At 64.5% G+C, this 25,593-nt stretch carries 26 protein-coding genes; 18 read left to right on the top strand and 8 right to left on the bottom strand.

Going from position 1 to position 25,593, the window contains the following annotated elements; all coding sequences use genetic code 11:
- Nucleotides 1-12: 12 nt before the first annotated feature.
- The 3 genes from K8374_RS08010 to K8374_RS08020 are packed head-to-tail and all read right to left on the bottom strand — an operon-like array spanning nucleotide 13 to nucleotide 4,560.
- Nucleotides 13-1,413, bottom strand: coding sequence for an efflux transporter outer membrane subunit (locus tag K8374_RS08010; RefSeq protein WP_224458579.1), 1,401 nt, complete (start codon nucleotides 1,411-1,413; stop codon nucleotides 13-15).
- Nucleotides 1,414-1,416: 3 nt separating this feature from the next.
- Nucleotides 1,417-3,381 carry a MacB family efflux pump subunit gene (locus K8374_RS08015; protein WP_224458580.1) on the bottom strand — a complete coding sequence of 655 codons (1,965 nt, stop codon included), beginning with the start codon at nucleotides 3,379-3,381 and terminating at the stop codon, nucleotides 1,417-1,419.
- Nucleotides 3,382-4,560, bottom strand: a complete 1,179-nt coding sequence (locus K8374_RS08020) for an efflux RND transporter periplasmic adaptor subunit (RefSeq protein ID WP_224458581.1) — start codon at nucleotides 4,558-4,560, stop codon at nucleotides 3,382-3,384. It abuts the gene before it with no gap.
- A 207-nt stretch (nucleotides 4,561-4,767) separates the two neighbouring features.
- Between K8374_RS08020 and K8374_RS08025 the strand changes: the two genes are divergently transcribed.
- The 5 genes from K8374_RS08025 to K8374_RS08045 all read left to right on the top strand — a co-directional run bounded on the left by K8374_RS08025 (nucleotide 4,768) and on the right by K8374_RS08045 (nucleotide 8,118).
- Entirely contained in the window at nucleotides 4,768-5,244 is a 477-nt protein-coding gene (locus tag K8374_RS08025; protein ID WP_084854853.1) for a sigma-70 family RNA polymerase sigma factor, read from the top strand.
- 199 nt (nucleotides 5,245-5,443) lie between these two features.
- Complete coding sequence (locus K8374_RS08030) at nucleotides 5,444-5,929, top strand: histidine kinase (protein ID WP_224458582.1); 486 nt, start codon at nucleotides 5,444-5,446, stop codon at nucleotides 5,927-5,929.
- A gap of 67 nt (nucleotides 5,930-5,996) precedes the next feature.
- A complete protein-coding gene (locus tag K8374_RS08035) occupies nucleotides 5,997-7,322 on the top strand; it encodes an MFS transporter (RefSeq protein WP_224458583.1) in 1,326 nt (441 codons plus the stop codon).
- 94 nt (nucleotides 7,323-7,416) lie between these two features.
- Nucleotides 7,417-7,713, top strand: a complete 297-nt coding sequence (locus K8374_RS08040; RefSeq protein WP_224458584.1) for a type II toxin-antitoxin system MqsR family toxin — start codon at nucleotides 7,417-7,419, stop codon at nucleotides 7,711-7,713.
- A 3-nt stretch (nucleotides 7,714-7,716) separates the two neighbouring features.
- Nucleotides 7,717-8,118, top strand: a complete 402-nt coding sequence (locus K8374_RS08045; RefSeq protein WP_224458585.1) for a type II toxin-antitoxin system MqsA family antitoxin — start codon at nucleotides 7,717-7,719, stop codon at nucleotides 8,116-8,118.
- A 185-nt stretch (nucleotides 8,119-8,303) separates the two neighbouring features.
- Here K8374_RS08045 and K8374_RS08050 read toward each other — a convergent pair whose 3' ends face one another.
- Nucleotides 8,304-9,968: an electron transfer flavoprotein-ubiquinone oxidoreductase gene (locus tag K8374_RS08050; RefSeq protein WP_224458586.1), complete on the bottom strand. Its 1,665-nt coding sequence runs from the start codon at nucleotides 9,966-9,968 to the stop codon at nucleotides 8,304-8,306.
- 547 nt (nucleotides 9,969-10,515) lie between these two features.
- Between K8374_RS08050 and K8374_RS08055 the strand changes: the two genes are divergently transcribed.
- The 9 genes from K8374_RS08055 to K8374_RS08095 all read left to right on the top strand — a co-directional run bounded on the left by K8374_RS08055 (nucleotide 10,516) and on the right by K8374_RS08095 (nucleotide 17,838).
- Nucleotides 10,516-11,265: an electron transfer flavoprotein subunit beta/FixA family protein gene (locus tag K8374_RS08055; RefSeq protein ID WP_196145707.1), complete on the top strand. Its 750-nt coding sequence runs from the start codon at nucleotides 10,516-10,518 to the stop codon at nucleotides 11,263-11,265.
- Nucleotides 11,266-12,195 (top strand): electron transfer flavoprotein subunit alpha/FixB family protein, encoded by a 930-nt coding sequence (locus K8374_RS08060; protein WP_084854765.1) that lies wholly within the window; start codon nucleotides 11,266-11,268, stop codon nucleotides 12,193-12,195.
- Nucleotides 12,196-12,272: 77 nt separating this feature from the next.
- Nucleotides 12,273-13,094 (top strand): substrate-binding periplasmic protein, encoded by an 822-nt coding sequence (locus K8374_RS08065; RefSeq protein ID WP_224458587.1) that lies wholly within the window; start codon nucleotides 12,273-12,275, stop codon nucleotides 13,092-13,094.
- Between the two features lie 9 nt (nucleotides 13,095-13,103).
- Nucleotides 13,104-13,457: a DUF4398 domain-containing protein gene (locus K8374_RS08070; RefSeq protein ID WP_084854763.1), complete on the top strand. Its 354-nt coding sequence runs from the start codon at nucleotides 13,104-13,106 to the stop codon at nucleotides 13,455-13,457.
- Nucleotides 13,454-14,263, top strand: coding sequence for an OmpA family protein (locus tag K8374_RS08075; protein WP_224458588.1), 810 nt, complete (start codon nucleotides 13,454-13,456; stop codon nucleotides 14,261-14,263). Before K8374_RS08070 ends, K8374_RS08075 begins: the two co-directional genes overlap by 4 nt.
- 559 nt (nucleotides 14,264-14,822) lie before the next feature.
- The gene (locus K8374_RS08080; RefSeq protein WP_224458589.1) at nucleotides 14,823-16,265 is read left to right on the top strand and encodes a PLP-dependent aminotransferase family protein; all 1,443 of its coding nucleotides are present in this window, start codon (nucleotides 14,823-14,825) and stop codon (nucleotides 16,263-16,265) included.
- Between the two features lie 61 nt (nucleotides 16,266-16,326).
- Nucleotides 16,327-16,824: a hypothetical protein gene (locus tag K8374_RS08085; RefSeq protein ID WP_224458590.1), complete on the top strand. Its 498-nt coding sequence runs from the start codon at nucleotides 16,327-16,329 to the stop codon at nucleotides 16,822-16,824.
- 120 nt (nucleotides 16,825-16,944) lie between these two features.
- Nucleotides 16,945-17,199 carry a YkgJ family cysteine cluster protein gene (locus K8374_RS08090; protein WP_224458591.1) on the top strand — a complete coding sequence of 85 codons (255 nt, stop codon included), beginning with the start codon at nucleotides 16,945-16,947 and terminating at the stop codon, nucleotides 17,197-17,199.
- Between the two features lie 33 nt (nucleotides 17,200-17,232).
- Nucleotides 17,233-17,838: an START domain-containing protein gene (locus K8374_RS08095; RefSeq protein ID WP_224458592.1), complete on the top strand. Its 606-nt coding sequence runs from the start codon at nucleotides 17,233-17,235 to the stop codon at nucleotides 17,836-17,838.
- Between the two features lie 106 nt (nucleotides 17,839-17,944).
- On the opposite strand, the gene K8374_RS08100 is transcribed toward K8374_RS08095, so the two are convergent.
- The gene (locus K8374_RS08100) at nucleotides 17,945-20,452 is read right to left on the bottom strand and encodes an ABC transporter permease (protein WP_224458593.1); all 2,508 of its coding nucleotides are present in this window, start codon (nucleotides 20,450-20,452) and stop codon (nucleotides 17,945-17,947) included.
- The gene (locus tag K8374_RS08105) at nucleotides 20,452-21,135 is read right to left on the bottom strand and encodes an ABC transporter ATP-binding protein (protein WP_224458594.1); all 684 of its coding nucleotides are present in this window, start codon (nucleotides 21,133-21,135) and stop codon (nucleotides 20,452-20,454) included. Before K8374_RS08105 ends, K8374_RS08100 begins: the two co-directional genes overlap by 1 nt.
- Nucleotides 21,136-21,145: 10 nt before the next feature.
- On the opposite strand from K8374_RS08105, the gene K8374_RS08110 reads away from it, so the two are divergent.
- The 3 genes from K8374_RS08110 to K8374_RS08120 all read left to right on the top strand — a co-directional run bounded on the left by K8374_RS08110 (nucleotide 21,146) and on the right by K8374_RS08120 (nucleotide 23,161).
- Nucleotides 21,146-21,751, top strand: a complete 606-nt coding sequence (locus K8374_RS08110; RefSeq protein WP_084854755.1) for an arylesterase — start codon at nucleotides 21,146-21,148, stop codon at nucleotides 21,749-21,751.
- Nucleotides 21,752-21,809: 58 nt separating this feature from the next.
- On the top strand, nucleotides 21,810-22,091 hold the full coding sequence (locus tag K8374_RS08115) for a hypothetical protein (RefSeq protein WP_084854754.1): 282 nt from the start codon (nucleotides 21,810-21,812) through the stop codon (nucleotides 22,089-22,091).
- A 95-nt stretch (nucleotides 22,092-22,186) separates the two neighbouring features.
- Nucleotides 22,187-23,161 (top strand): L,D-transpeptidase family protein, encoded by a 975-nt coding sequence (locus tag K8374_RS08120; RefSeq protein ID WP_224458595.1) that lies wholly within the window; start codon nucleotides 22,187-22,189, stop codon nucleotides 23,159-23,161.
- A gap of 159 nt (nucleotides 23,162-23,320) precedes the next feature.
- Here the strand turns inward: K8374_RS08120 and oprI are convergent, their stop codons facing one another.
- Nucleotides 23,321-23,572 (bottom strand): outer membrane lipoprotei OprI, encoded by a 252-nt coding sequence (oprI, locus tag K8374_RS08125; protein ID WP_003259780.1) that lies wholly within the window; start codon nucleotides 23,570-23,572, stop codon nucleotides 23,321-23,323.
- Between the two features lie 492 nt (nucleotides 23,573-24,064).
- Between oprI and K8374_RS08130 the strand changes: the two genes are divergently transcribed.
- Complete coding sequence (locus K8374_RS08130; RefSeq protein ID WP_084854752.1) at nucleotides 24,065-24,346, top strand: GNAT family N-acetyltransferase; 282 nt, start codon at nucleotides 24,065-24,067, stop codon at nucleotides 24,344-24,346.
- A 65-nt stretch (nucleotides 24,347-24,411) separates the two neighbouring features.
- On the opposite strand, the gene K8374_RS08135 is transcribed toward K8374_RS08130, so the two are convergent.
- Entirely contained in the window at nucleotides 24,412-25,488 is a 1,077-nt protein-coding gene (locus tag K8374_RS08135; RefSeq protein WP_084854751.1) for a 3-deoxy-7-phosphoheptulonate synthase, read from the bottom strand.
- Nucleotides 25,489-25,593 lie beyond the last annotated feature (105 nt).

A 25,593-nucleotide genomic window follows, 5' to 3' on the forward strand; every position in this document is an offset into this window, starting at 1 on the left:
GCGGGCTTGCCCTTATCGAACCTGCCAACCACCCCCCAGGGCTTTGTACAGCGCCACGCTGCCCTGCAGCCGGGCCAGGTGCAGCGCTGCCTGCTGGTCCTGGGCGTCATACAAGGTGCGCTGGGTCTGGAGCACGCTGAGCAGGGTCTCGGCACCTGCGCCGTAGCGTTGCCGGGCCAGTTCGAAGGCGATGCGCGCCTGGTGCACTTCCTCGTCCTGCCATTGGCGCTGGCGGTCCACGCCAGCGATGGCATTGAGCGCCCGCTCGACATCCGAGAAGCCGGCCAGGATGCTGCTGCGGTAGTTTTCCAGCAGCTCCTGCCGTTCGGCACGGGCCAGGTCCCGGGAGGCGCGCAGGCGGCCATTGTCGAAAACCGGTGCCAGCAATCCCGCGGTCAAGGTGTAGAAGGGGCTGCCGAGGATATCGGTGAAGGTCCGCGCACCACTGCCCAGGTCGGCACCGAGCGTGAACCTGGGCAGCATGGCGGCCCGGGCAACCTGCACGTTGGCATTGGCGGCCGCCAGGCGCGCCTCGGCGGCGGCGATGTCCGGGCGCCGACCGAGCAGGTCGCTGGGCACACCACTGCCGATCCGTGGCCATTGCAGGGCGAGGATCGACTCGGCACTGGCCGGCAGGCGCTGCACCGGGTCGCCAAGCAAGGTGGCGAGGGTCACGCGGCTGTCTTGCCACTGCTGCTCGAGCAGCGGCAACTGCTGCGCTTGGGCTGCCACCAGGCTGCGTTGCTGGGCCAGTTCGAGGCGGGTGGCCGAACCTGAACGTTCGCGCGCTTCGACCAGCCGCAGCACATCACGGGCGTTCTCCAGGTTCAGGCGGGCGATGCGCAGCCGCTCCTGCAAGGCCGCGCCGAGCAGGTAGGTGTCGGCCACCGCGCTGGTGAGCGTCAGCTCGACGGTCTGGCGATCGAAGCGGCTGGCGTCGAGCTCATGCAAGGCGCTGTCGCGTGCCGCGCGCAGCCCACCCCAGAAGTCGATCTCGTAGCTGGCGCTAAGGCGCGTGCCGAAGGAGGTGCTGGTACGCTCGCGGCTGCTGGCGTCGAGCGTGTCGTTGCCATCGCCGTGCAGCAGGTGCTGGCGACTGGCCGCCAGGCGCATCTGCAGTTCCGGCAGCAGCGGCGCGCCCGCCGCTACGGCCCGGGCCTGGGCCTGGCGTACGCGTGCGCTGGCGGCGGCGAGGTCGTGGCTGTTGTGACGGGCTCGCTCGATCAGGCGGCCCAGCTCCGGGCTGGCGAAGGCTTGCCACCAGGCTGCATCCGGCAGGGGCAGGGCGCTGTCGAAGGCCGCGGCCTGCCAGCTCGCCGGTGGGGCGATGCCGGCACTGGGCGGCGGTTGGGCGCTGCAGGCCGCCAGGGCCAGGCTCAGGGTCAACAGGCTGATGCGGGTTGGCAATGTCATAGGTCACACGCTGGTAAGGGCTTTGACCGGGTCGAGGCGGGCAGCCTTGCGGGCCGGCATGAAGCCGAACACCACGCCGGTGATGGCGGCGCAGGCGAAGGCGCCGAGGATGGCAGGCAGGGAGAAGGCCACGGCGATCCCGGCGAGCATCAACCCGCCGCCGATGCACAACGCGAGCAGGATGCCGGTCACGCCACCGACCATCGACAGCATCACCGCCTCGCTGAGGAACTGGCGCAGGATGTCGCGCTGGCGCGCGCCGGTGGCCATGCGGATGCCGATCTCGCGGGTGCGCTCGCGCACGGTCATGAGCATGATGTTCATCACGCCGATACCGCCTACCAACAGCGAGATGGCGGCGATGGCACCGAGCATCAGCGACAGGCTGTTCTGCGTGCGTGCCTCGGCCTGGATCAGTGCGGCATCGTTGGTCAGTTCGAAATCCCGCTTGCCCTGGTGGCGCTGGCGCAACAGCCGGTCGATGGCGGCCTCGGTGTCGTTGACCTGCGAGGAGTCCAGGGCGGCGATGGTGACGTACTCAGGCTCGTAGCGGCCGAACAGGCGGATGGCCGCGGCCGAGTAGGGCACCACGATGCGCCCGTCGCTGTCCTGATCGCCCGAGCTTGCGCCCTTGCCGGCGAGGATGCCGACCACCTGGAACGGCACGTTGCCGATCAGCAAATACTGGCCGAGCGGGTCGCGCTGACTGTCGAGCATCTTCTCGCGCACCTTCTGGCCGATCACGGCCACCGCCGCGCCGCTGGCTTCGTCGGCTTCGCTGAAGAAGCTGCCCTCGACTACCGGCCAGTTGAAGATCTCGGGGAACCAGGTGTTGTTGCCGCCGACGTAGAACTGCTGGCTGTTGTTGCCATGGCGCACCATCAGCTTCTCGCCGATCACCGGCATGATGCGCTTGACCTGCGGCAGTTCGCCGATCGCGGCAACGTCATCGAGGGTGACGACGCCCGCCGGTTCGCCCAGGCTCGCCGGCTTGCCGTTGAGGTAGAGGATGTTCGAGCCGAACGCGGCCATCTGCGCCATGACCTGGCGCTTGCTGCCTTCGCCCACGGCCAGCATCACCACCACCGAGGCGACGCCGATGACGATGCCGAGCAGGGTCAGGGCCGTGCGCAAGCGACTGATCCACATCATCCGCCATGCCGCCTGCAATGCCTCGAACAGTTCGCCCTTCCAGGCGCCACGCTGGGTGGCGCCGCAGTCCAGGCGCTGGCGCAGCGCCTCGGCCTGCAGCCCAGGGCGCGTATCGCCCAGGTTTTGTCCTGAGGCGCAGTCACTGGTCTTGAGGCCATCGCGGATCTCGATGACCCGGTGCGCCCGTGCTGCCACCTCGCGGTCGTGGGTAATGAGGATGATCACATGGCCCTGGCCGGCCAGCTCGTCGAGCAGCGCCATGACCTCGGCACCGCTGTGGCTGTCCAAGGCACCGGTGGGCTCGTCGGCAAGGATGATATGGCCGCCGTTCATCAGGGCCCGGGCAATCGACACCCGCTGCTGCTGGCCGCCGGACAGCTGGTGCGGGCGGTTGCCGGTACGGCTGGCCAGGCCCAGGCGTTGCAGCAATGCCGTGGCGCGCGCATGACGCTGGGCGGCAGGCGTGCCGGCATAGATCGCCGGCATCTCGACGTTCTCCTGGGCCGAGCCGGACGGGATCAGGTGGTAACCCTGGAACACGAAGCCGAAGGCCTCGCGGCGCAGCCAGGCCAGCTCGTCGCCGTCGAGCTCGGCGACGTCCTTGCCAGCGAAACGGTAGCAGCCGCTGGACGGGCGGTCGAGGCAGCCGAGGATGTTCATCAAGGTCGACTTGCCTGAACCGGAGGCGCCAACGATGGCGACGAAATCGCCCGGGTAGATGCTCAGGCTGATGCCGCGCAGTACCTCGACCTCAGGGGTGTCGATGCCGCCGTAGGTCTTGCGGATGTCGATCAGTTCGATCAGTGGCGTTGGCATTCAACCTCCGCTGGCCACTGGCGCGCCGATGACCAGGTGCTCGCCCTCGCGCAGGCCGTCGAGGATCTGCACCCGCAGGCGGTCACTCAGCCCCGTGCGCACCTGGCGCTGTTCGACCTTGCCGTCGCTGCCCAGTACCTGCGCCAGGCGCAGGCCATCTCCGTCGGTGTCGTCCAGGGCGGCCAGCGGTGCGGTAAGGACCTGCCGGGCCTGGCCTGCGACGAAGAACACCTGGGTGGTCATCTCTGCCATCAGCGCGCCATCGGGGTTGTCGACATCCAGCAGCACGGTGTACTGCACCACTTTGCTGCCGGTGGTGCCGGCGCCGGCGCTGGCCGGGCTGCCGCCGCCCTGGCTGGCCTGGTCCAATGGCTTGGGTGGGATCGGCAGAATCTGCCGGACGGTGCTGGTCCAGCGCCGCTTGCCGCCGGCCAGGGTGGTGAAATAGGCGGTCATGCCGGGCTGGACCTTGCCGATGTCGGCTTCCGACACCTGGGCCCAGACAGTCATCGGCGAGAGCTTGGCGATGCGCAGGATCAACGGCGTCTGCTGCTGGGCATTGAGTGTCTGGCCTTCCCGGGCGTCCACCGCCACCACGGTACCGGCCATGGGCGCATAGATGCGCGTGTAGCCCAGCTCGGCCTCGTCGCTGCGCAGGCTGGCCTGGGCCTGGCGGATCTGCGCCTGGTACCTGTCGATGCGGGCCTGGGTCACTTTGAGCTGGGCCTGCGCCGTTTGCAGGTCCTCGGCCCGGGTGGCACCGGCCGCGGCCAGGTCGCGTTGGCGCTTGTACTGCTGGCCGGCCAGCTGGTACTGGGCGCGTTGCTCGGCCAGCTGGGCCTTGAGGTTGTCGATCGAATAGCGCCCGGCGTCGAGCCGGGCCTGCTGGGTGGAAGGGTCGATCTCCACCAGCAACTGGCCCTGGCGCACCGCGTCGCCCACTTCCACGTGCAATTTGCGGATCTGCCCGGAGGCCTGGGCACCCACATCGACATAGCGCCGAGGCTGCAGGGTGCCCAGGGCGGTCACGCTGCTTTCGATGTCGGCGCGGGTGACCGCCACGGTGCTGACCGGCTGTGCGCCGAAGGGCAGGGACTTCCAGGCCAGCAGGCCGCCCAGGCCAAGCAGGCCCAGGCCACCGAACAAGATACGACGGCGGGTGGTGGTCAAACGTCTCATCGGAGCTTCCAGCCAGAAATAATGGCCATGCGCCGTCAATCAGGGAGCGCAAGGAGGTCACCGATAGACGAAGGCCACATGGCGGGATTTAACCGACCGGCTCACTGTTGCTGAGAATCATTATAATTTGTAAGATGCCGCGCTGATATCACGCTGTCCCGTGGGCCGGTCTACTTAGTGTCGAGCAGGGAAATGCCAGGTACCGTCGTGGAACATTACTATCGTGAGCTGGTGAGTTTCCTTTGCGCGCGCCTGGGCAATCGCCAGGCGGCAGAGGATGTCGCCCATGATGCCTACCTGAGGGTGCTGGAGCGGGCCGACGCCCAGCGCATCGAGCACCCGCGCGCCTTTCTCTATCGCACCGCCTTGAACCTGGTGGTCGATCGCCACCGGCGCCATCAGGTGCGCCAGGCCGAGCCGCTGGAAGTGCTCGACACCGATGAGCGCTGGCACGGCCCGGGGTTGTCCCAGCGTATGCAGTTGGACCAGCGCCTGGAATTGATGCAGCGCGCCCTGGGCGAGCTCAGCGGGCCGTGCCGGGACAGCTTCCTGCTGCGCAAGCTCGAAGGCCTGTCGCACCAGCAGATCGCCGAGCGCCTGGGCATTTCCCGCAGCCTGGTGGAAAAGCACATCGTCAACGCCATGAAACACTGCCGCGTGCGCATGCGCCAATGGGAATCCTGAGGGCGCGCCAGCATGCGTATCAGCCCTGTTACACCCTGGGAATGGCCCGAAAATTCCCCTGGCCGGCGACTTGATTTCTCTGCGTTTCACGACAACTATCAAGAAAGACCCCCACCAAGGCACCGCCCTGGCGGTTGCCTGCACTGGCGCAGTAATGGTCAGGGATGTCCCCCAACACCTTGTTGCCCAGGTCCAGACGATGCCAAACAAGACCCTGCGCATCCTCATCGCCGATGAGCACCCGTGCCAGCGCTTGCAACTGGAAAAGATGCTCAATGGCTTGGGCTATTACCGCATTGCCCCGGTGGACACCTTCGAGGACCTGCAACGCCTGGTGCAGAGTGCGCTGCAGCCGTTCCACCTGCTGATCGGCAGCATCGAGCTGGCCAGCCACGCCGGTGTCGACCTGGTGCGTTTCTGCCGTTGCAGCGCGCAGATCCAGCATGCCCTGCTGTACCACTCCCAACACCCGAAGCTGCCCGCAGTGCCCCAGGCGCAGCGCCAGGCGGTCAGCATCAGCCTGCCCCAGGTGCCGGACGACGAAGCCTTGCAATCGTTCATGGCGATCATCGATGAGCCGGCCTTGGTGGGGCAGGTGCCCCTGTCGCCAAGGTTGTCCCATGGGGCGCTCGGTTTCGGCCGGCGGATGAACTTCGGCCACACGGTATTCAGCCGCTCGACCTGAGTCGCGTGGGGCAGACGGCAGGCATTTGTTATCCTCTTGCCCTTTGCCGATCTGCGGAAACCTTGCCATGACTGCCATCGATACCGCCCGCCAGCCCCGGTTCAGCCGTGGCGACCACAGGACCCTGGGCCTGGCGGCGCTGGGCGGCGCGCTGGAAATCTACGATTTCATCATCTTCGTGTTCTTTGCCCTGACCTTGAGCCAGCTGTTCTTCCCTCCGGAAATGCCCGAGTGGTTGCGGCTGCTGCAGAGCTTCGGGATCTTCGTCACCGGCTACCTGGCCCGCCCCCTGGGCGGCATCCTCATGGCCCACTTCGCCGACCACCTGGGGCGCAAGCGGGTGTTCAGCCTGAGCATCCTGATGATGGCCTTGCCTTGCCTGCTGATCGGGGTGATGCCTACCTATGCCGATATCGGCTATGCCGCGCCGTTGATCCTGCTGGCCTTGCGGATCCTCCAGGGGGCGGCGGTCGGTGGCGAGGTGCCCAGTGCCTGGACCTTCGTCGCCGAGCACGCCCCCCATGGCCGGCGCGGCTATGCCTTGGGCTTCCTGCAGGCCGGGTTGACCTTCGGCTACCTGCTCGGTGCCCTCACCGCGACCTTGCTGGCCCGCGTGTACAGCGCGCAGGAAATACTCGATTACGCCTGGCGCTACCCGTTCCTGCTGGGCGGTGTGTTCGGCGTCATCGGCGTATGGCTGCGCCGCTGGCTGAGCGAAACCCCGGTATTCCTGGCCCTGCGCGAGCGTCAGGAACAGCCGGTGGCCTTCCCGCTGCGCAGCGTGCTGGGCGAGCATCGCCGGGCATTGGTCCCGGCGGCGCTGCTGACCTGTGTGCTGACCTCTGCGGTGGTGGTGCTGGTGGTCATCACACCGACCGTGATGCAGCAACGTTTCGGCATCGCTGCCGGGCACACCTTCGCCTTGAGCAGCGTGGGTATCGTCTTTCTCAATATCGGCTGCGTGCTGGCGGGGATGCTGGTCGATCGCATCGGTGCCTGGCGTGCGCTGATGCTCTACAGCCTGTTGCTGCCCCTGGGCATCGGAGCGCTGTACGCCAGCCTGGTCGGGCAGGCAGGTTGGATCTGGCTGGCCTATGCGCTGGCCGGTTTGTCTTGTGGCGTGGTAGGGGTGGTGCCGTCGGTGATGGTCGGGTTGTTCCCCGCGCAGATCCGGGTGTCGGGCATCTCGTTCACCTACAACGTGGCCTATGCCCTGTGGGCCAGCACCACCCCGTTGGCATTGATTGCGTTGATGCCGTGGAGCCCCTGGGTGTGTGTCGGCTTCTGTCTGCTGATGGGCCTGGTCGGTGCGCTCACCGCCTGGTATTTCGGGCGCCGTGAACTGCTGGGCTTTGCCGCCGAGCCGGTGCCGATCATGTGTGGTGACAAATGAGGCGCTAAGGGGGCGCCAGTGGTGAGGCAGACTTCCGGGTGCAGGCTATTGGAATAACCTATTAGCTAAAAACAACCTGGAAGGTTAATTTCTCATGGAAAAGAGAACGCCTCATTGCCCGCTGGAGCGGGTGAGAACACTGGTTGCTGCCGGCCGGGTAATGCCTACGGCGAGTGCATTGAGGGGCGCTCTGGCCCTTGGGCTGGATTATCAAGCGATGCTCGAAGTGATCCAGTCGTTAGAGCGTAGGGACTTCTTCAAGAGCATGACGAGCTTTGCCGATCACCGGATCTGGCAAGACGTATATCGTCCACGGACAGGCGTCGGCTACGTTTACCTCAAATTGTCAGTGATCGACGACGTGCTCATCGTATCCTTCAAGGAGCTTTAAAACATGAAATGTCCGATTTGCGGTGGAGCAAAACTTGTCCCGGGCACTCAGGACATGCCGTACCGTTACCAAGGCGCGTCGACCCTGATCGAGAAGGTGAGGGGTGATTACTGCCCAGCCTGTGGGGAGGCGGTGCTCAGCCATGGCGAAGCGCAGCGCGTCAGCGACGTGATGTCGGCCTTCAATCGCCAAGTCAATGCCGCACGTGTCGATCCGGGTTTCATCACCGCAGTGCGCAAGAAATTCGACCTGGACCAGCGCGAAGCGGGTGAAATCTTCGGCGGTGGCGTCAACGCTTTTTCCCGATATGAAAACGGCAAGACCAGGCCGCCGGTCGCCCTGGTAAAACTGTTCAAGTTGCTGGACCGGCATCCTGAACTGTTCGAGGAAATCAGGACGGCGTAGGAATGGCCTTGTGCCGCGAAAGGGACGCCAAGCGACCCTGGCGATCAGGCAGGGTTTTTGAACCCCCTGAGGCCGCGTTGCGACCCTTTCGCGGCCAGGCTGCACCTACATGATTGCGTCAGCCAGGTTCGAATGAAAAAGCCCCCGAAACCGGGGGCTTTTTCATTGCTGCGAGGGCAGGGCGCTTACATGTTCGGGTAGTTCGGCCCGCCTGCACCTTCAGGGGTGACCCAGGTGATGTTCTGGGCCGGGTCCTTGATGTCGCAGGTCTTGCAGTGCACACAGTTCTGCGCGTTGATCTGGAAGCGCTTGCTGCCGTCTTCCTGGGTGACCACCTCGTATACACCCGCCGGGCAATAGCGCTGGGCTGGCTCGTCGTACAGCGGCAGGTTGCTGGCGATCGGCACGTTCGGGTCGGCCAGCTTCAGGTGGCAGGGTTGTTCCTCTTCATGGTTGGTGCTGGAGAGGAACACCGAGCTGAGCTTGTCGAAGCTGAGCTTGCCGTCCGGTTTCGGGTAGTCGATCTTTTTCGAATCCGCCGCGAGCTTGAGGCAGGCGTAGTCCGGTTTGGTGTCGTGCAGGGTGAATGGCAGCTTGCCGCCGAACCAGTTCTGGTCGACATAGTTGAAGGCCGCGCCGAAGATCGGGCCGAACTTGTGCATGGCCGGGCCGAAGTTGCGGCTGGCGTACAGCTCTTCGTACAGCCAGCTGGCCTTGAAGGCGCTGACATAGCCGTTGAGCGTATCGCCACCTTCGCCACCGGCGAGCAGGGCGTCGGCCACCGCGTCGGCAGCGAGCATGCCGGACTTCATCGCGGTGTGGCTGCCCTTGATCTTGGCGAAGTTCAGGGTACCCAGGTCGCAGCCGATCAGCGCGCCGCCATTGAAGACCATCTTCGGCAGCGAGTTCAGGCCGCCCTTGCAGATGGCGCGAGCACCGTAGCTGATGCGCTTGCCGCCTTCGAGGTACTGGCTGATCACCGGGTGATGCTTCAGGCGCTGGAACTCGTCGAACGGCGACAGGTATGGGTTGGCGTAGGAAAGGTCGACGATCAGGCCGACCACCACCTGGTTGTTTTCCAGGTGATAGAGGAAGGAGCCGCCCGTGTTCTCGGCGCTCATCACATCCAGTGGCCAGCCGGCGGTGTGCACCACCAGGCCTTGCTCGTGCTTGGCCGGGTCGATTTCCCAGATTTCCTTCAGGCCGATGCCGTAGTGCTGCACGTCGGCTTCGCTGTCGAGGTTGAAGCGCTTGATCAACTGTTTGCCGATATGGCCACGGCAGCCTTCGGCGAACAGGGTGTACTTGGCGCGCAGTTCCATGCCCGGCGTGTACAGGCCGTCCTTGGGGTTGCCTTCGCGGTCGACACCCAGGTCGCCGGTGATGATGCCGCGGACCACGCCATTCTCGTCGAACAGCGCCTCCTGGGCAGCGAAGCCCGGGTAGATCTCCACGCCCAGGTTCTCGGCCTGCTGGGCCAGCCAGCGGCACAGGTTGCCCAAGGAAATGATGTAGTTGCCCTGGTTGTGCATGGTCTTGGGCACGAACAGGTCTGGGACCTTGGTCGAGCTGGCGGCATCCTTGAGCACATAGATGTCGTCGCGCTTGACCTCGGTGTTCAGCGGCGCGCCGAGTTCCTTCCAGTCGGGGAACAGCTCGTTCAGGGCGCGGGGCTCGAAGACCGCGCCGGAGAGGATGTGGGCGCCCACCTCGGAGCCTTTCTCGACCACGCAGACGCTGATCTCGTTACCGGCTTCGGCGGCCTTCTGCTTCAGGCGGCAGGCGGCGGACAGGCCTGCCGGACCTGCGCCGACGATGACCACGTCGAATTCCATGTATTCGCGTTCCACTGGTTCTCTCCTACTCAAGGCTCATCGCTGTTGCTTGTCTTGTCTTTTTGGGTGATGGAGGGTCATGCACGGCTGTGTAAGCTGTAGCTTCGTGGATGACGGACTACACCGCTTTGTCTTGGCCGCGCATTATATCTACACCACTTGGCGGGTCCAATACAAACGTTTGTTTGAATTTGCCGGAGCCCAGTAAAATCACTGGGACGCAGCTGGAGGCTGGCCGATTTGCCGTATTGACCGGATTGGGTGTTACGGTCAAGATACGAGCGGTTTTACGCTCGCCGTAGGCTGACCGCCGGGCGCAGGCGCACCCCTAAAGACCAGGCGTGGAGCAGGGTTTTCGGGCCGAATCCGGTTTTGTAGTGGAGTCTACACGCCACGACAGGAAATGACCCGTGGGTTTTGCCTGTGGAGTCGATACAAGACTGTTCGGTCATAGGAAATATCGTGCAGCCAGGAACGTTTTTAGAGGTGCCCTTGTACCCACGCGCAATCGCCGGGCCCGCCCCAGGCGACATTCTTTTCACCGGAGAGTAACGAGGAATCCATGAAGGTTCTTGTAGCTGTCAAACGAGTGGTCGACTACAACGTCAAGGTTCGCGTCAAGGCGGACAACTCCGGCGTCGACCTTGCAAACGTCAAGATGTCCATGAACCCCTTCTGCGAGATCGCCGTCGAAGAAGCCGTACGCCTGAAAGAGAAGGGCGTGGCCACCGAGATCGTCGCCGTTGCCGTCGGCCCGACCGCAGCCCAAGAGCAGCTGCGTACCGCCCTGGCCCTGGGTGCCGACCGCGCCATCCTGGTCGAAACCGCCGAAGAGCTGAACTCCCTGGCTGTGGCCAAGGCCCTCAAGGCCCTTGTCGATAAAGAGCAGCCGCAGCTGGTCATCCTCGGCAAGCAGGCCATCGACAGCGACAACAACCAGACCGGCCAGATGCTGGCCGCGCTGACTGGCTACGCGCAAGGCACCTTCGCCTCCAAGGTGGAAGTCGCCGGCGACAAGCTGAACGTGACCCGCGAGATCGATGGCGGCCTGCAGACCGTCGCGCTGAACCTGCCGGCGATCGTCACCACCGACCTGCGCCTGAACGAACCGCGCTACGCGTCGCTGCCGAACATCATGAAGGCCAAGAAGAAGCCGCTGGAGACTGTCACTCCAGACGCGCTGGGCGTCTCCACCGCTTCTACCACCAAGACCCTGAAAGTCGAAGCCCCGGCTGCTCGCAGCGCAGGCATCAAGGTCAAGTCGGTGGCCGAACTGGTCGAGAAACTGAAGAACGAGGCGAAGGTAATCTAAATGACTATCCTGGTTGTCGCTGAACACGAAAACGGAGCCGTTGCCCCGGCCACCCTGAACACTGTTGCCGCTGCCGCCAAGATCGGTGGTGATATCCACGTGCTGGTCGCAGGCCAGAACGTCGGCGGCGTCGCCGAAGCCGCTGCCAAGATCGCCGGCGTTGCCAAGGTGCTGGTCGCGGACAATGCCGCCTACGCCCACGCCCTGCCGGAAAACGTGGCACCGCTGGTTGCCGAGCTGGGCAAGGGCTACAGCCATGTGCTGGCCCCGGCCACCACCAATGGCAAGAACATCCTGCCGCGCGTTGCCGCGCTGCTGGACGTCGACCAGATCTCCGAGATCATCTCGGTCGAATCGGCCGACACCTTCAAGCGTCCGATCTATGCCGGTAACGCCATCGCGACCGTGCAATCCAGCGCTGCGGTCAAGGTCATCACCGTTCGCGCCACCGGCTTCGACGCCGTGGCCGCCGAAGGTGGCTCGGCTGCTGTCGAGGCTGTCGGCGCCGTCCACGACGCGGGCAAGTCCGCCTTCGTCGGCGAAGAGCTGGCCAAGTCCGACCGTCCGGAACTGACCGCTGCCAAGATCGTCGTGTCCGGCGGCCGTGGTATGGGTAACGGTGACAACTTCAAACACCTGTACGCCCTGGCCGACAAGCTCGGCGCTGCCGTCGGTGCCTCGCGCGCCGCGGTCGATGCAGGCTTCGTGCCCAACGACATGCAGGTCGGCCAGACCGGCAAGATCGTTGCGCCGCAGTTGTACATCGCCGTCGGTATCTCCGGTGCGATCCAACACCTGGCAGGCATGAAGGACTCCAAGGTGATCGTCGCGATCAACAAGGACGAAGAGGCGCCGATCTTCCAGGTGGCCGACTACGGCCTGGTCGCCGACCTGTTCGAAGCGGTTCCGGAGCTGGAAAAGCTGGTCTGATCCGCCTGCTTCACTTATAAAGAAGCCCGGCCCTTGCAAGGGGGCCGGGCTTTTTTTCTGGTTGCAAGGAGTAACGCATGGAGTTTCGCAAAGCGGGCAGGGCGCTGGCCTGCATGGCGGCGTTGTTGTCGCCCATGGCGCTGGCGGCAGGCAAGTGCGAACGCCTGGTGGCGACCGGCAGCCCGGATGCGCCGCCCTATTCCTGGCAAGACCCGAAGGACCCCAGGCACCTGATCGGTGCCAACGTCGACCTGCTGCGCCAGGTTGCCGGCGAGCTTGGCGTGTCGGTGGAGGTGCTGCACGCTGGCAAGCGCGACCAGGCCCTGGAGGAGGTGCGCAGCGGGCGCATGGACCTGCTGATCGACACCCCGATGCAGATCGACCAGCTCAGCGCGCTGGACTATATCCACCCGCCGTTGCAGCTCAATGAATACCTGGTCTGGACCCGGCACGACGGCAACGTGGTGTTCGATGGCCCTGCGGACCTTGCGCAATACCGCGGCAGCCTCTCTGAGCGGGCTCGCCTGACCCCGGCGTTCGAGGCGTTCGCCAAGGCCCAGCTCAAGCTGGAGCCTGCGCAGAACCTGACCCAGGCCTTCCAGAAGCTGGTGCTGGGCCAGGTCGACTACGTGCTGGCCGGGCGTTACGCCGGCATGGGCATGGTCCAGGGCCTGGGCATGGGCAACGAACTGATCGCCCGCGGCCTGCCTGTGGATCGCCCCGGCTTGTACTTGGCCGTGTCGCACAACTCGGCCTGCAATGACGCCTGGCTGCGCGGACAACTGGCGAAAAAACTGACAGAATTGCCGATCTCCGGGGCGTCCCAGACCGTGCTGCAGCGTAATGTCGAACGCTGGAAGGCGCAGATGCAGGCGCCGCTGGACGCCCCCAAACAGTAGGAAGACTGCGTGAGAACCCAACCCCTGATCCTTGCCCTGGCCGTGCTCGGCCTGGCTGGCTGTGCCAATGACCCGGCGCCCAACGAACAGATGCGTCTGTCCGAGCAGGCCCTCGAGCAGGCCCGGGCCGTCGGTGCCACCGAGCAGGTGGCGGAACTGAAGCTGGCCGAAGACAAACTGGCCCGGGCCAAGAGCGACATGCTCACCGAGGACTACCGCGATGCCCGCCTGCGCGCCGAACAGGCCGAGCTGGATGCGCGCCTGGCCGAGGCACGGGTGCTGACCCAGAAAAGCGAAGAGCAGCTCGATGTGCTGCAGTCGCGGGTCAAGCGCCTGCGCAAGCAACTGGAGGTGCAGCCATGATGCGCACGTCTTCGATGGCTGCGCTGGCACTGCTGGCGCTGGTCGGGTTGCAGGGCTGTGCCAGCCAGCGCAGCGAATCTGCGCTGAACGAGGCCAATGTCGCCTTCCAGAAGGTCAAGGACGATTCCGATGTACTGCGCAGCGCGCCGCGGGACGTGATTCGCGCGGGTGAGTCGCTGGCTCGCGCCGAGCGCCTTTCCAGCTACATCGGCACCGGCTCCGATGTGCGTCACTACGCCTACCTGAGCAAGCGCTACAGCGAGATCGCCAGTGAGCATGCCAAGCTGGCGTTGAACCAGGAGCGCCTGGCCAAGCTGGACCTGGAGCGTCAACGCCTGCAGTTGGCTCTGCGCGAGGCCAAGCTGGCCAGCGTGCAGCAGCAAGGCAAATGGGTCGAGGCGCAGATCGCTGCGTTGACCTCCGAGCAGAGCGACCGTGGCCTGGTCATGACCCTGGGAGACGTGCTGTTCGACACCGGCCGCGCAGAGCTCAAGACATCCGCCAGCCGTACCGTGCTCAAGCTGGTCCAGTTCCTCCAGCTCAACCCACGCCGGGTGGTGCGGGTCGAAGGCTATACCGACAGCACCGGTGCGCCCCAGGATAACCTCAAGCTGTCCCGTGACCGCGCCCAGGCGGTGGCCGACATGCTGGTGGACCTGGGTGTCGACGACACGCGCATCCAGGTCGAAGGCTACGGGGACCAGTACCCGATCGACGCCAATGCCTCCGAACGTGGTCGGGCGCAGAACCGCCGGGTGGAAATCGTCTTTTCCGACGACAAGGGCAAGCTCGCGCCTGCACGTTGATGCCGGCTCACTCCCTGTAGGAGCGGGCTTGCCCCGCGAACAAGGGCGCAGCCCTTGCCGTGCAACTGCGATGGCAGGGGCGCCCCAATCGCGGGACAAGCCCGCTCTCATAGAACAACGCATAACTCATTGATTTGACAAGGCCTGTAGGAGCGGGCTTGTCCCGCGATCAAGGGCGAAGCCCTTGCCATACAGCCGCGGCGATTGGGCCGGCCCAATCGCGGGACAAGTCGGACCGCCGCACCGCCACTCCTACAGAAGAAGGCGGCGCTAGCCACTTGTTCTCTGCGCGACAGCGCAGCCCAAAGGGCTGGGTGATCTCCCACAGGGACAGTGCTATCCGGTGGTTCTGTGCGTGGCGCAACCATTGGTCCGCAGCACTTCTGTCCCCGATGCGTTCGTCGGCGGCTGTTTGGTTCGTTGATTCTGTAGCTATTACTCGGCTGTACGGTTGACTATTCTGCAATCTGTCCCAGTACACTTGGCAACTGTTACGGTATTCTGACTCCGCTTTGAGTCGCACAAGAACAACGAACCCGTCAGCGTTTCGAGAGCTACCATGACCAACCTGCTGCTGTACCAGCGCATTGCCCAGCAACTGGCCGATGATATCCGTCGGGGCGTCTACCAGCCCGGCGAGCGCGTACCCTCGGTACGCAAGATGAGCGCCCAGCTCAACGTCAGCCATGCCACGGTACTGCAGGCCTATGCCAACCTCGAGGACCAGGGCCTGATCCGCGCGCGGCCGCAGTCAGGCTACTACGTGCACCAGACCCCCGCACTGACCGCGCAGACCCCGGAGATCGCCAGGGTCGAGCGGCCCGGGCTGGTCACCCGGGCGAGCATCATCCAGCAGGTACTGACCGAGGCGCGGCGGGACGGCGTATTCCCGTTCGGCGCGGCGGTGCCGCATGTAGACTACCTGCCGGTGCGCGCGCTGCATCAGCAATTGGCCAAGGTCACGCGCTTCCACAGCCCGCGGGCCTTCAGCTACATGTTCAGCCCCGGCTTCGAGCCGTTGCGTCGGCAGATCGCCATCCGCATGCGGGATGCCGGCGTGTTGGTCGACCCGCGCGAAGTGGTGGTGACCCATGGCTGCGTCGATGCCTTGCAGATGTCGTTGCGGGTACTGACCCGCCCCGGTGATCTGATCGCCGCCGAATCGCCCACGTATTATGGCCTGCTGCAACTGGCCGACCTGCTGGGGCTGAAGGTGATCGAAATTCCCAGCGACCCTTCCACCGGCATCAGCCTGGAAGCCCTGCAGTTGGCGGCCAACCAATGGTCGATCAAGGCGCTGGTGCTGACCCCGCGCCTGAGCAACCCCTTGGGCGGCACCATCCCGGAAGACCGGCAGAAACAACTGCTGCGCCTGGCATCGGACTTCGATATCCAGATCGTCGAGGATGATATCTATGGCGAGCTGATGTTCGAACAGGGGCGTACCAAGGCGCTCAAGGCCTTCGATCGGCTGGACCGGGTGATTTATTGCTCGAGCTTCTCCAAGACCTTGTCACCTGGGGTGCGTGTGGGTTGGATGATCGCCGGCCGCTACCAGGATGAGATCCAGCGCCTGCAGACCTTCACCACCCACTCGGCCTGTAGCGTGACGCAAATGGGCGTCGCCGCCTATCTGGAGAACGGCGGCTACGACCGCCACCTGCGTTACATCCGTCAGGAATATCGCAAGAACCTCAGTGCGTATCAGCTGGCGGTGCAGCAGCACTTCCCGGAAGGCACGCAGATGACCCGACCGACTGGCGGCTTCATCCTCTGGGTCAGCCTGCCTGGGCGGGTCAATACCCAGGAATTGCACGTGCGTGCGCTGGAGCAAGGCATCAGCATCGCGCCAGGGTTGATCTTCAGCAATACCGAGCAGTTCAACCACTGCGTGCGTCTCAACTGTGGTATCCCCTGGAACAAGGAATCCGAGCGGGCGGTGATGACCTTGGGGCTGTTGGCCCAGCAATTGTGCAAGGCGTCGACCGGGTCACTGCTGTAGGCTTGCCAGCTGTCACCGGAACAGGGAGCATAGGCATCTTTCCACCATGCTCTCGATGTCCATGAAAGCGCTGCGCTCTCTTGTCCTTTTGCTGTGCCTGGCGCCCCTGTGGCTGGCCAGTGGCCTGTCCCATGCCGCCCAGTCGACCGCCCAGCCCTCGGCCCATACGCAGGCCGCTTCGCCCAAGCCGGTGCGCAAGCAGGCGGCGCACAAGCCCAAGGCGGCGACCAAGGCGCCTGTCCGCGCCAAGTCGAAGTCCTCGGTCAGGGCGGCGCGCAAGAAACCTCTTGCCAAGTCGGTGACCCAGCCCCTGCCCAAGCCGAAACTGGACCTGAGCCTGCCGGCTTCGATGGTAGAGAACCTCGAGCCGGAGGTGGGCGACCCGGTTGCGCGACGCAAACCGTTGCTGCCTTCGATGTTTCCGAGCAAGCCTGTCAGCGATGACAGCCCGTTCCAGCTCAATGGGCGGCTGATCAACAACGAGATGCAGCTGCAGCTTCGCAACGACAGCCGTCATGACGTGGAAGGCGCGGCCATCGATTTCGAGTTTCGTCAGTAGCGCGTGCAACTGACTGCCGGGTCACGGCACATTTCATCCGTTTCGCAATTTCAAACGTATGTTTGAGCGGTTACTATCCAGGGACGTTCGTCCCGTTTTGCTCCTGGGAGTCCTGTTTTCATGAAATGCCGAGAGGGTTGTGGCGCCTGCTGCATAGCACCTTCGATCAGCTCGCCGATGCCGCGTATGCCCCAGGGCAAGCCGGCAGGCGAGCGCTGCCTGCACCTGACCGCGGCCAACCTCTGCGAACTGTTCGGCAAGCCTGAACGCCCGTCGGTCTGCGGTGGTTTCAAGGCCGATGTGGAGGTGTGCGGCAGCGATCGCGACGAGGCGATCAGGATTCTCGGCTGGTTGGAGCAGATGACGGCGGCGTGACAGGTTGGATCTTCGACAACAAGGAACAAGACGATGAGATCGATCAAGCGTATTGCACTGCTGTGTGGCATGGGCGTCCTGCTGTCGCCGGCAGCCTGGGCCGAGAACTGGCAGGTGGCCAAGGACGAGGACGGCATCAAGGTTTCCCTCAGTGAAGTGCCGGGCTCGAAATACAAGGCCTACCAGGGCGTTACCGTGATCAAGGCGCCGCTGGCCAAGGTCAAGGCATTGCAGGAGGACGTGGCCGGCGCCTGCAAGTGGATTCACGAATGCAAGGCGCAGAAGCTGCTCAAGCAGGAAGGCGACCAGAGCTGGACCTATACCCAGTTCAATACCCCTTGGCCGGTCACGCCGCGCGACTCGATCCTGCACGTGACCACCACCCAGCAAGCCGATGGCAGCCTGACCCGCACGCTCGAGGGGCAGCCGAAATACCTGCCTGAAGAAAAGGGTTTCGTGCGGGTGGCCCAGGTCCAGGGCTTCTGGAAGCTCGTGCCCAAGGGCGACAGCACCGAAGTGACGTACCAGGTGCATACCGAGCCTGGCGGCAGCGTGCCCTCGTGGCTGGCCAACAAGTTCGTGGTCGATGCCCCGTTCAATACGCTCAAGGGCTTGCGTACCTTGGCCGAGAAGCCTTGATGGCGCGTTGATAGCTTCCCATCGCCTGTTCTGGCCAATCGCCGGCAAGCCGGCTCCCGCACTATGGCGGTGGCTGTGAAAACAGCGCAGGGCAGGTGGGAGCTGGCTAGCCCTCGCGCAATACTGTCAGCGGGCTGGCATTGAGAGCCCGGCGGGTCCCGACCACGCCGGCTCCGCCTACCAGCAAGGCACCCGCCAGCGGCAACAGCAGCAGCCAGGGGTGTGGCGTCCAGGCCAGGTCGAAGGCGTACCGGTACAGCACCCCGGTAATCACCTCGCACCCCAGCGCCGCCAGCAATCCGCTCACCGCCCCGAGCAGGCCGAATTCGATCCGCCTCGCCTTGACCAGCAACGGCCGTGCGGCCCCCAGTGCCCGCAGCAACGCGCCTTGGCGAATGCGTTCGTCGAGGGTCGCCTGGAGCCCCGCGAACAACACCGCCAACCCGGCTGCGAGCACGAACAACAGTACATACTCCACCGCCAGGGTGACCTGGGCCAGGATGCTGCGCAGCTGCGCCAGCAAGGCATCGACCTGAAGAATGGTCACGGCTGGAAACGCCCGTGACAGGGCGACCACTTCGGCGTCATGCCCCTGTGCCAGATAGAAGCTGGTCAGGTACGTGGTGGGCAGGCCCTGCAAGGTGCCGGGCTGGAAGATCATGTAGAAGTTGGGCTGGAAGCTGTCCCAATGCACCGTGCGCAGGCTGCTGACCCGTGCCTGGCGCTGCTGGCCGCCGATATCGAAATCGAGGACATCACCGAGCTTGAGCTTGAGGCTTTCGGCCAGCTGCGCCTCCACCGAAACCCCAGGCAGCCCGTCGTTGTCCGGTGGGGCGTTCCACCAGGCCCCGGCGCTCAGGGCGTTACCCTGGGGCAGTTCGGCAGCCCAGGTCAGGCTGAGGTCGCGCTGCACGGCGCGCTCGCCGGCGGACTCCTTGCTCACCAACTGGCGTACCGGCTGCCCGTTGATCTGGGTCAGGCGACCTGGGACCACCGGGTACAAGGGCGCCGAGCTGGCATTGATCGCTTGCAGGCGCTGGGCGAAGGGTTCGCGCTCGCCAGGCAGGATATTCAGGGCGAAATGGTTGGGTGCATCCTTGGGCAGCTGTGCCTGCCAGGTGTCGAGCAACTCGCCACGCAGCAGGGCGACCACGGCCATGGCCAGCAGGATCAGGCCGAAGGCCAGGGCCTGGCCTGCCGCAGCCAAGGGATGGCGCAACAACTGGCCCAGGCCCAGGCGCCAGGGCAGTGGAGCACCGGCCAGCAGGCGACGCAGGCTGCGCAGGCCGAGCAACAGTAGGCCGCCGAGCAGCAAGGCGGCAAGCAGACCACCGCCGAGCAAAGCGAAGGTCAGCAGCAGGTCGAGGCTCAAACGCCACATGATCAGGCCCAGGGCGAGCAGGGCGGCGCCGTACACCAGCCAGCTGCTCGGCGGCATCGGCAACAGGTCGCGGCGCAGCACCCGCAGCGGTGGCACACGCCCAAGGGCGGCCAAGGGTGGCAGGGCGAAACCGGCCAGGGCCACCAGGCCGGTGCCGATCCCGGCCAAGGCGGGCGCGACGCCGCCGGGCGGTACCTCCCCCGGAACCAGGCCATGCAACAGTGCGAACAGGCCCAGTTGCGCCAGCCAGCCGAGCAGGGCGCCGACCAGGGTCGCCACCAGGCCCAGCATGGCCAGTTGCAGGCAATACAGGCCCAGCGCCTGGTGGCGTGACAGCCCCAGGCAGCGCAACAGTGCGCTGGCGTCCAGGCGGCGGGCGGCGTAGCGGCTGGCCGACAGGGCCACGGCAACGCCCGCCAGCAGCACCGCCACCAGGCTGGCCATGTTCAGGTAGCGCTCGGCCTTGCCCAGGGCACCGCCGATCTGCCGGTTGCCGTCGCGGGTGTCGAGCAGGCGCTGGTTGGCTGCCAGGCCTTTTTCCAGCCCTTGCCGGTACTGCATCAACGCTTGCGGTGTACCGCGCCACAGCTCGCGGTAGCTGACCCGGCTGCCGGGCTGTATCACGCCCGTCGCTTCCAGGTCGGCGATGTTCATCAGCACCCGGGGCGTCAGGCTGTAGAAGTTGCCGGCGCGGTCCGGCTCGTAGGTCAGTACCCGGGTCATGCGCAAGGTCTTGCTGCCGACATCGATGCTGTCGCCAATCGACAGCCCCAGCGCCACCAGCAGGCGCGCCTCTACCCAGGCCTCGCCGGGCGCGGGGCCGCCCCCCGGGGTTTGCGCGCCGTAGGGCGTGGCGGCACTGCGCAGTTGGCCGCGCAAGGGGTAGGCCGTGTCGGCGGCCTTGACGCTCGACAGCTCGATGCCGGAGTCCGCGCCGACCACGCTGGTGAATTCCACCACCTGTGCACGGTGCAACCCAGCGGCCTTGCCAGCGGCAATCTGGTCTTCGCGCGCCGGGGAGCTGCCTTGCAGGACCAGGTCGGCACCGAGGAATTCGCTGGCGCGCAGTTGCATGGCGCCGTTCAGGCGCGCCCCGAAATAGCCGATGGCCGTACTGGCCGCCACGGCGACCAGCAGGGCGAAGAACAGCACCCGCACTTCGTTGGCGCGGGCATCGCGCAGCAACTGGCGCAGGGCCAGGCCGACCAGGCGGGAAAAGGACAGGCGGGTCATCAGGGCTCCAGGGGCGCCACCAGGCGGCCGGCATCCAGGCGGATCAGGCGACGGCAGCGCTGGGCCAGGCGCTCATCGTGGGTGACCAGCACCAGGGTGGTGCCGCGTTCCTTGTTCAGTTCGAACAACAGGTCGCTGATGCGTTCCCCGGTGTGGCTGTCGAGGTTGCCGGTGGGCTCGTCGGCGAACAGCACGGCCGGCTGGGCAGCGAAGGCCCGGGCGATTGCCACGCGCTGCTGCTCGCCACCGGACAACTGCCGCGGCGTATGGCTCAGGCGCTTGCCCAGGCCAACCCGCTCCAGCAGGCTGCGGGCATGCTCGCGGGCATCGCGGCGGCCGTCCAGCTCCAGCGGCAGCATGACGTTCTCGAGCGCATTGAGGCTGTCGAGCAACTGGAACGACTGGAACACGAAGCCTACATGCTCGGCCCGTACCCGGGCGCGCTGGTCCTCGTCCAGGGTGCCCAGGTCGTGGCCGGCGAGGATGACCTTGCCGGCGCTGGGCCGGTCGAGGCCGGCGAGCAGGCCGAGCAGGGTCGACTTGCCGGAGCCCGAGGCGCCGACGATGGCCAGGCTATCGCCTTGCTCAAGGGAGAGGGAAAGCGCGTGCAGGATGGTCAGGTCGCCTTCCGCGCTGGGGACCACTTTGCTAAGGTGCTGCGCAACGAGAATGCTGGGGCCCATGGAGAATCCGATGCGAGTGTGGTGGTTGAGTGCCGGTCTGGCCCTGTATTGCCTGGCCCAGACTGCGGCGGCGGGTACACTGCTGGTCGTCGGGGATAGTATCAGCGCCGGTTTTGGCCTGGATACCCGCCTGGGGTGGGTGGCCCTGTTGCAGCAGAAGCTCAAGGAGGAGGGGTTTGACGATCGGGTGGTCAATGCCTCGATCAGTGGCGATACCAGCGCAGGCGGCCAGGCGCGGCTGCCGGCGCTGCTTGCAGCCCACCAGCCGAGCTTGGTGGTGCTGGAGCTGGGCGGCAACGATGGGCTGCGTGGCCAGCCGCCGCAGCAATTGCAACAAAATCTTGCCTCGATGATCGACCAGGCCCGCGAGGCCGGTGCCAAGGTGGTGTTGCTGGGCATGCGCCTGCCGCCCAATTATGGCGTGCGCTACACCCAGGCGTTCGCCCAGGTCTACGAGCAGCTGTCGACCCAGAAACAGGTGCCGCTGGTGCCGTTCTTCCTCGAAGGTGTCGGTGGCGTGCCGCAGATGATGCAGGCCGATGGCATCCATCCGGCCCAGGCTGCGCAGCAGCGCTTGCTGGAAAATGCCTGGCCGGCGATAAAACCGCTGTTGTGACGCTTTTATCGGGAGCGGGTTTCGGCTAATGTTGCGCCCCCCGTTCCGAGAGCCCCCGATGCCACGCCCCGCCTGGTCCTTGTATGCCTATCAACTGATCGAGCCCGATGAGCAGCTCGACCTGTTCGCCTGCCAGGAGGTTCGCGTTCACCTGGTGGCTCGCCAGCTCGAGCTGGGCGTGCCGGCCGACCGCACTTTGTGCGGCGGCCTTCTGCCTGCGCAACCGCGTTGGTCCGGGGTGGAGCGCTCGGTCTATCGCGATGGCCGCCTGTGCCCGTTGTGCCGGGCAATCCTCGATGCCCAGCGGCGCGGCATGCGCCCGGTGTGGCCGGAACTCTGAGCGCCTTCCATCATCTGAAGCGCAGACGCCTCCCGCTTGTACCAGCGCAGGTGTACAATCGATTCTCTTGACCTCTCTTTCGAAGGATTTACCGGATGTTGCCGCGCCTTCCCGCCGTCACCCGTAGCCTCTCCCTGGCCGCCCTGCTGGTAGCGGGGCCCACCGTTGCGCTGGAGTTGCCGTTGCCACCTCCCGGTGAAGACATCGTCGGTCAGGTGCAGGTGATCAAGGCCAAGTACGAGGACACCTTTGCCGACATCGGCACTGCCAATGACCTTGGCTACACCGAGATGATCGCGGCCAACCCGGGCGTCGACCCGTGGCTGCCGGGCGCCGGCACCGAAATCATCCTGCCGACCCGCTATATCCTGCCACCGGGGCCTCGTGAAGGCATCGTCATCAACCTGGCCGAGTACCGTCTGTATTACTACCCGAAAGGGCAGAACGTGGTGCACACCTTCCCGCTGGGTATCGGGCGCGAAGGTTGGGGTTCGCCGATCGCCAACACCAAGATCACTGCCAAGACCCCGAACCCGACCTGGACACCGCCGGCCTCGATCCGTGCCGAGCATGCCGCCGATGGTGACATCCTGCCGGCCGTGGTGCCTGCCGGGCCGGACAACCCGCTGGGGCCGTTCAAGTTCACCCTGGGCGTGCCGGGCTACCTGATCCATGGCTCGAACAAGAAGTTCGGTATCGGCATGCGTACCAGCCACGGTTGCTTCCGCATGCTCAATAACAATGTACTGGAACTGTCCAAGATGGTGCCGGTGGGCACGCCGGTGCGCATCATCAACGAGCCCTACAAGTTCGGCATCAGTGGCGGCAAGGTCTATCTCGAGGCCCACACGCCATTGGACGATCATGGCGATCCGTCGGTGGTGGATAAACACACCGCTGTCATCAATGCCTTGCTCAAGCGCGAAGACCTGGCCAACAACCTGCGCATGAACTGGGACATGGTGCGCGATGTGGTGGCAGCCGAAGATGGCATGCCCGTGGAAATCGCTGTACCGGTCAGCGGGCAAGCGGCGCCGATGGTATCGAGCATTCCGCCGGAGCTGCAGTAACGACGTTGTGTTTAACGCCGGGCCGGTGTCCGGTTAAACCCGCTCCAGCGAGGCCTGCCTTAGTGCAGGCCTTGTTCGTTTTTGCGCTGTGCTTTTCACCCCGGCAATAAAAAAGCCGACCCACTAGTGGGTCGGCTCCATAACAATCCGTGAGGATTATTACTTACGGCTGGCTTTGTCCAGCATGCGCAGAGCGCGCTCGTTGGCTTCGTCAGCGGTCTGCTGAGCCTTCTGAGCGGCAGCCAGAGCGTCATCAGCCTTACGGTAGGCTTCATCGGCACGGGCTTGAGCGCGAGCTGCTGCGTCTTCGGTAGCAGTCAGGCGAGCTTCGGTTTCTTTGGAGACGCTGCTGCAACCGGTAGCCAGAACTGCGGCCAGGGCCAGAGCAGAGAATTTCAGAACGTTGTTCATCGTGTTCCCCTTCAAGGACTTTCTATTAAATAGCCATCTCTCGGAAAAGAGAAACTGGCCGGCGTACATAGTACCCATTACTTGTAGTAAGTAAACTGACTGAGCGCAAGAACTGCAAAAAAAATGTTGCCGGAGGGGAGAAGGTGACAACCTTTGTATGGGCACTGTGAAAATTTTGCGCAGCCTTCGCAAATGATTGTGTTGCAGAAACTTTTTGTTGAACTAAAGGTGACTTTAACGGTCGACCAGCGTCTTAGGCCTACAACAAACCGGGGCCGTTGCAAAACGGCTCGAGGCACGCCTTGGGCATTTTTACCCGCTGCCACCTTGAGCAATCCTGCTTGTGGCGCCTACTATTTGTAGGTGCCCATGCTGCAGAACGATTCGGATCGCCTGGCGGTCCAAGGGGGCAGGGGTGGCGTAGAGGTTCCTCCGCCGGAAAAACCATCGGTAAAGGTAAGGGTCTGCCGACAAGACCTGCGAGGAGTAGTGATGAGTGAAGCGTTGACCATCCACCATGACCAGGCCGGTCATCAGTTCGAGACCAATGTGGACGGTCACCGGGCTTACCTGACGTACATGGACCTGGGCAAGCAGACGCTGGATATCTATCGCACCTTCGTGCCCAATGCCCTGCGTGGGCGGGGGATCGCCGCTGCCTTGACCGAAAAGGCCCTGGAATATGCCGAACAGATGGGCTACACGGTGATTCCGTCCTGCTCGTACGTGGAGCGTTACATGGAACGCCAGCAGCGCCATTCGAGCAAGGCCTGAACCAGGTTGGTTCCACGAATATGAAAACGCCGGGCATTGCCCGGCGTTTTCGTTGCAGCGAGGTGTCAGCCGCGTTGACGCTGGGGCAGGACGTCCTTGAGCTTGGCGCGCATGCTGCGCAGGGCCTTCTCGGTGGCGCTCCAGTCGATACAGGCATCGGTGATGGAGACGCCGTACTGCAGTTCGCCCAGGTCCTTCGGAATCGCCTGGCAGCCCCAGTTCAGGTGGCTTTCGACCATCAGGCCGATGATCGACTGGTTGCCTTCGAGGATCTGATTGGCGACGTTCTCCATCACCAACGGCTGCAAGGCAGGGTCTTTGTTGGAGTTGGCGTGGCTGCAGTCGACCATGATGTTGGGCTTGATCTTGGCCTTGGCCAGGTCCTGTTCGCACAGTGCGACGCTGACCGAATCATAGTTCGGCTTGCCGTTGCCACCACGCAGCACCACGTGGCCGTAGGCGTTGCCCTTGGTGGTGACGATGGACACGCCACCTTCCTGGTTGATGCCCAGGAAGCGGTGCGGCTTGGACACCGATTGCAGGGCGTTGATGGCCACGGTCAGGCCGCCATCGGTGCCGTTCTTGAAGCCGACCGCCGAGGACAGGCCCGAGGCCATTTCCCGGTGGGTCTGGGATTCGGTGGTGCGGGCGCCGATGGCCGACCAACTGATCAGGTCCTGCAGGTACTGCGGGGAGATCGGGTCGAGGGCTTCGGTGGCGGTTGGCAGGCCCATTTCGGCCAGGTCAAGCAACAGCTTGCGACCGATGTGCAGGCCGTCCTGGATCTTGAAGGAGTCATCCAGGTACGGGTCGTTGATCAGGCCCTTCCAGCCGACGGTGGTGCGCGGCTTCTCGAAGTACACGCGCATCACCAGGTACAAGGTGTCGGACACCTCTTCAGCCAGCACCTTCAGGCGCTCGGCATATTCATGGGCGGCCTTGATGTCATGGATGGAGCAGGGGCCAACCACGACGAACAGTCGATGGTCCTTGCCGTCGAGGATATTGCGCACCACTTCACGGCCGGCAGTCACGGTCTGCAGGGCCTGGGCGCTGAGGGGAAGTTCCTTCTTGAGCTGATCAGGGGTGATCAAGGTCTCGTTGGAGGCAACGTTAAGGTCGTCGATCGGTAAATCAGCCATCGTGTTACTCGTCAGGTCACGGGTGCCGGCCGCCAGCCCCGTGCGGCCCAGCAGCAAGATTGTTCGCAACGGGGAGCCGAACCTTAGCGCGTTACAAGGTGGCTC

Origin of the sequence: Pseudomonas sp. p1(2021b) (genome assembly GCF_020151015.1) — a bacterium.
Taxonomy (GTDB): Bacteria; Pseudomonadota; Gammaproteobacteria; order Pseudomonadales; family Pseudomonadaceae; genus Aquipseudomonas; species Aquipseudomonas putida_K.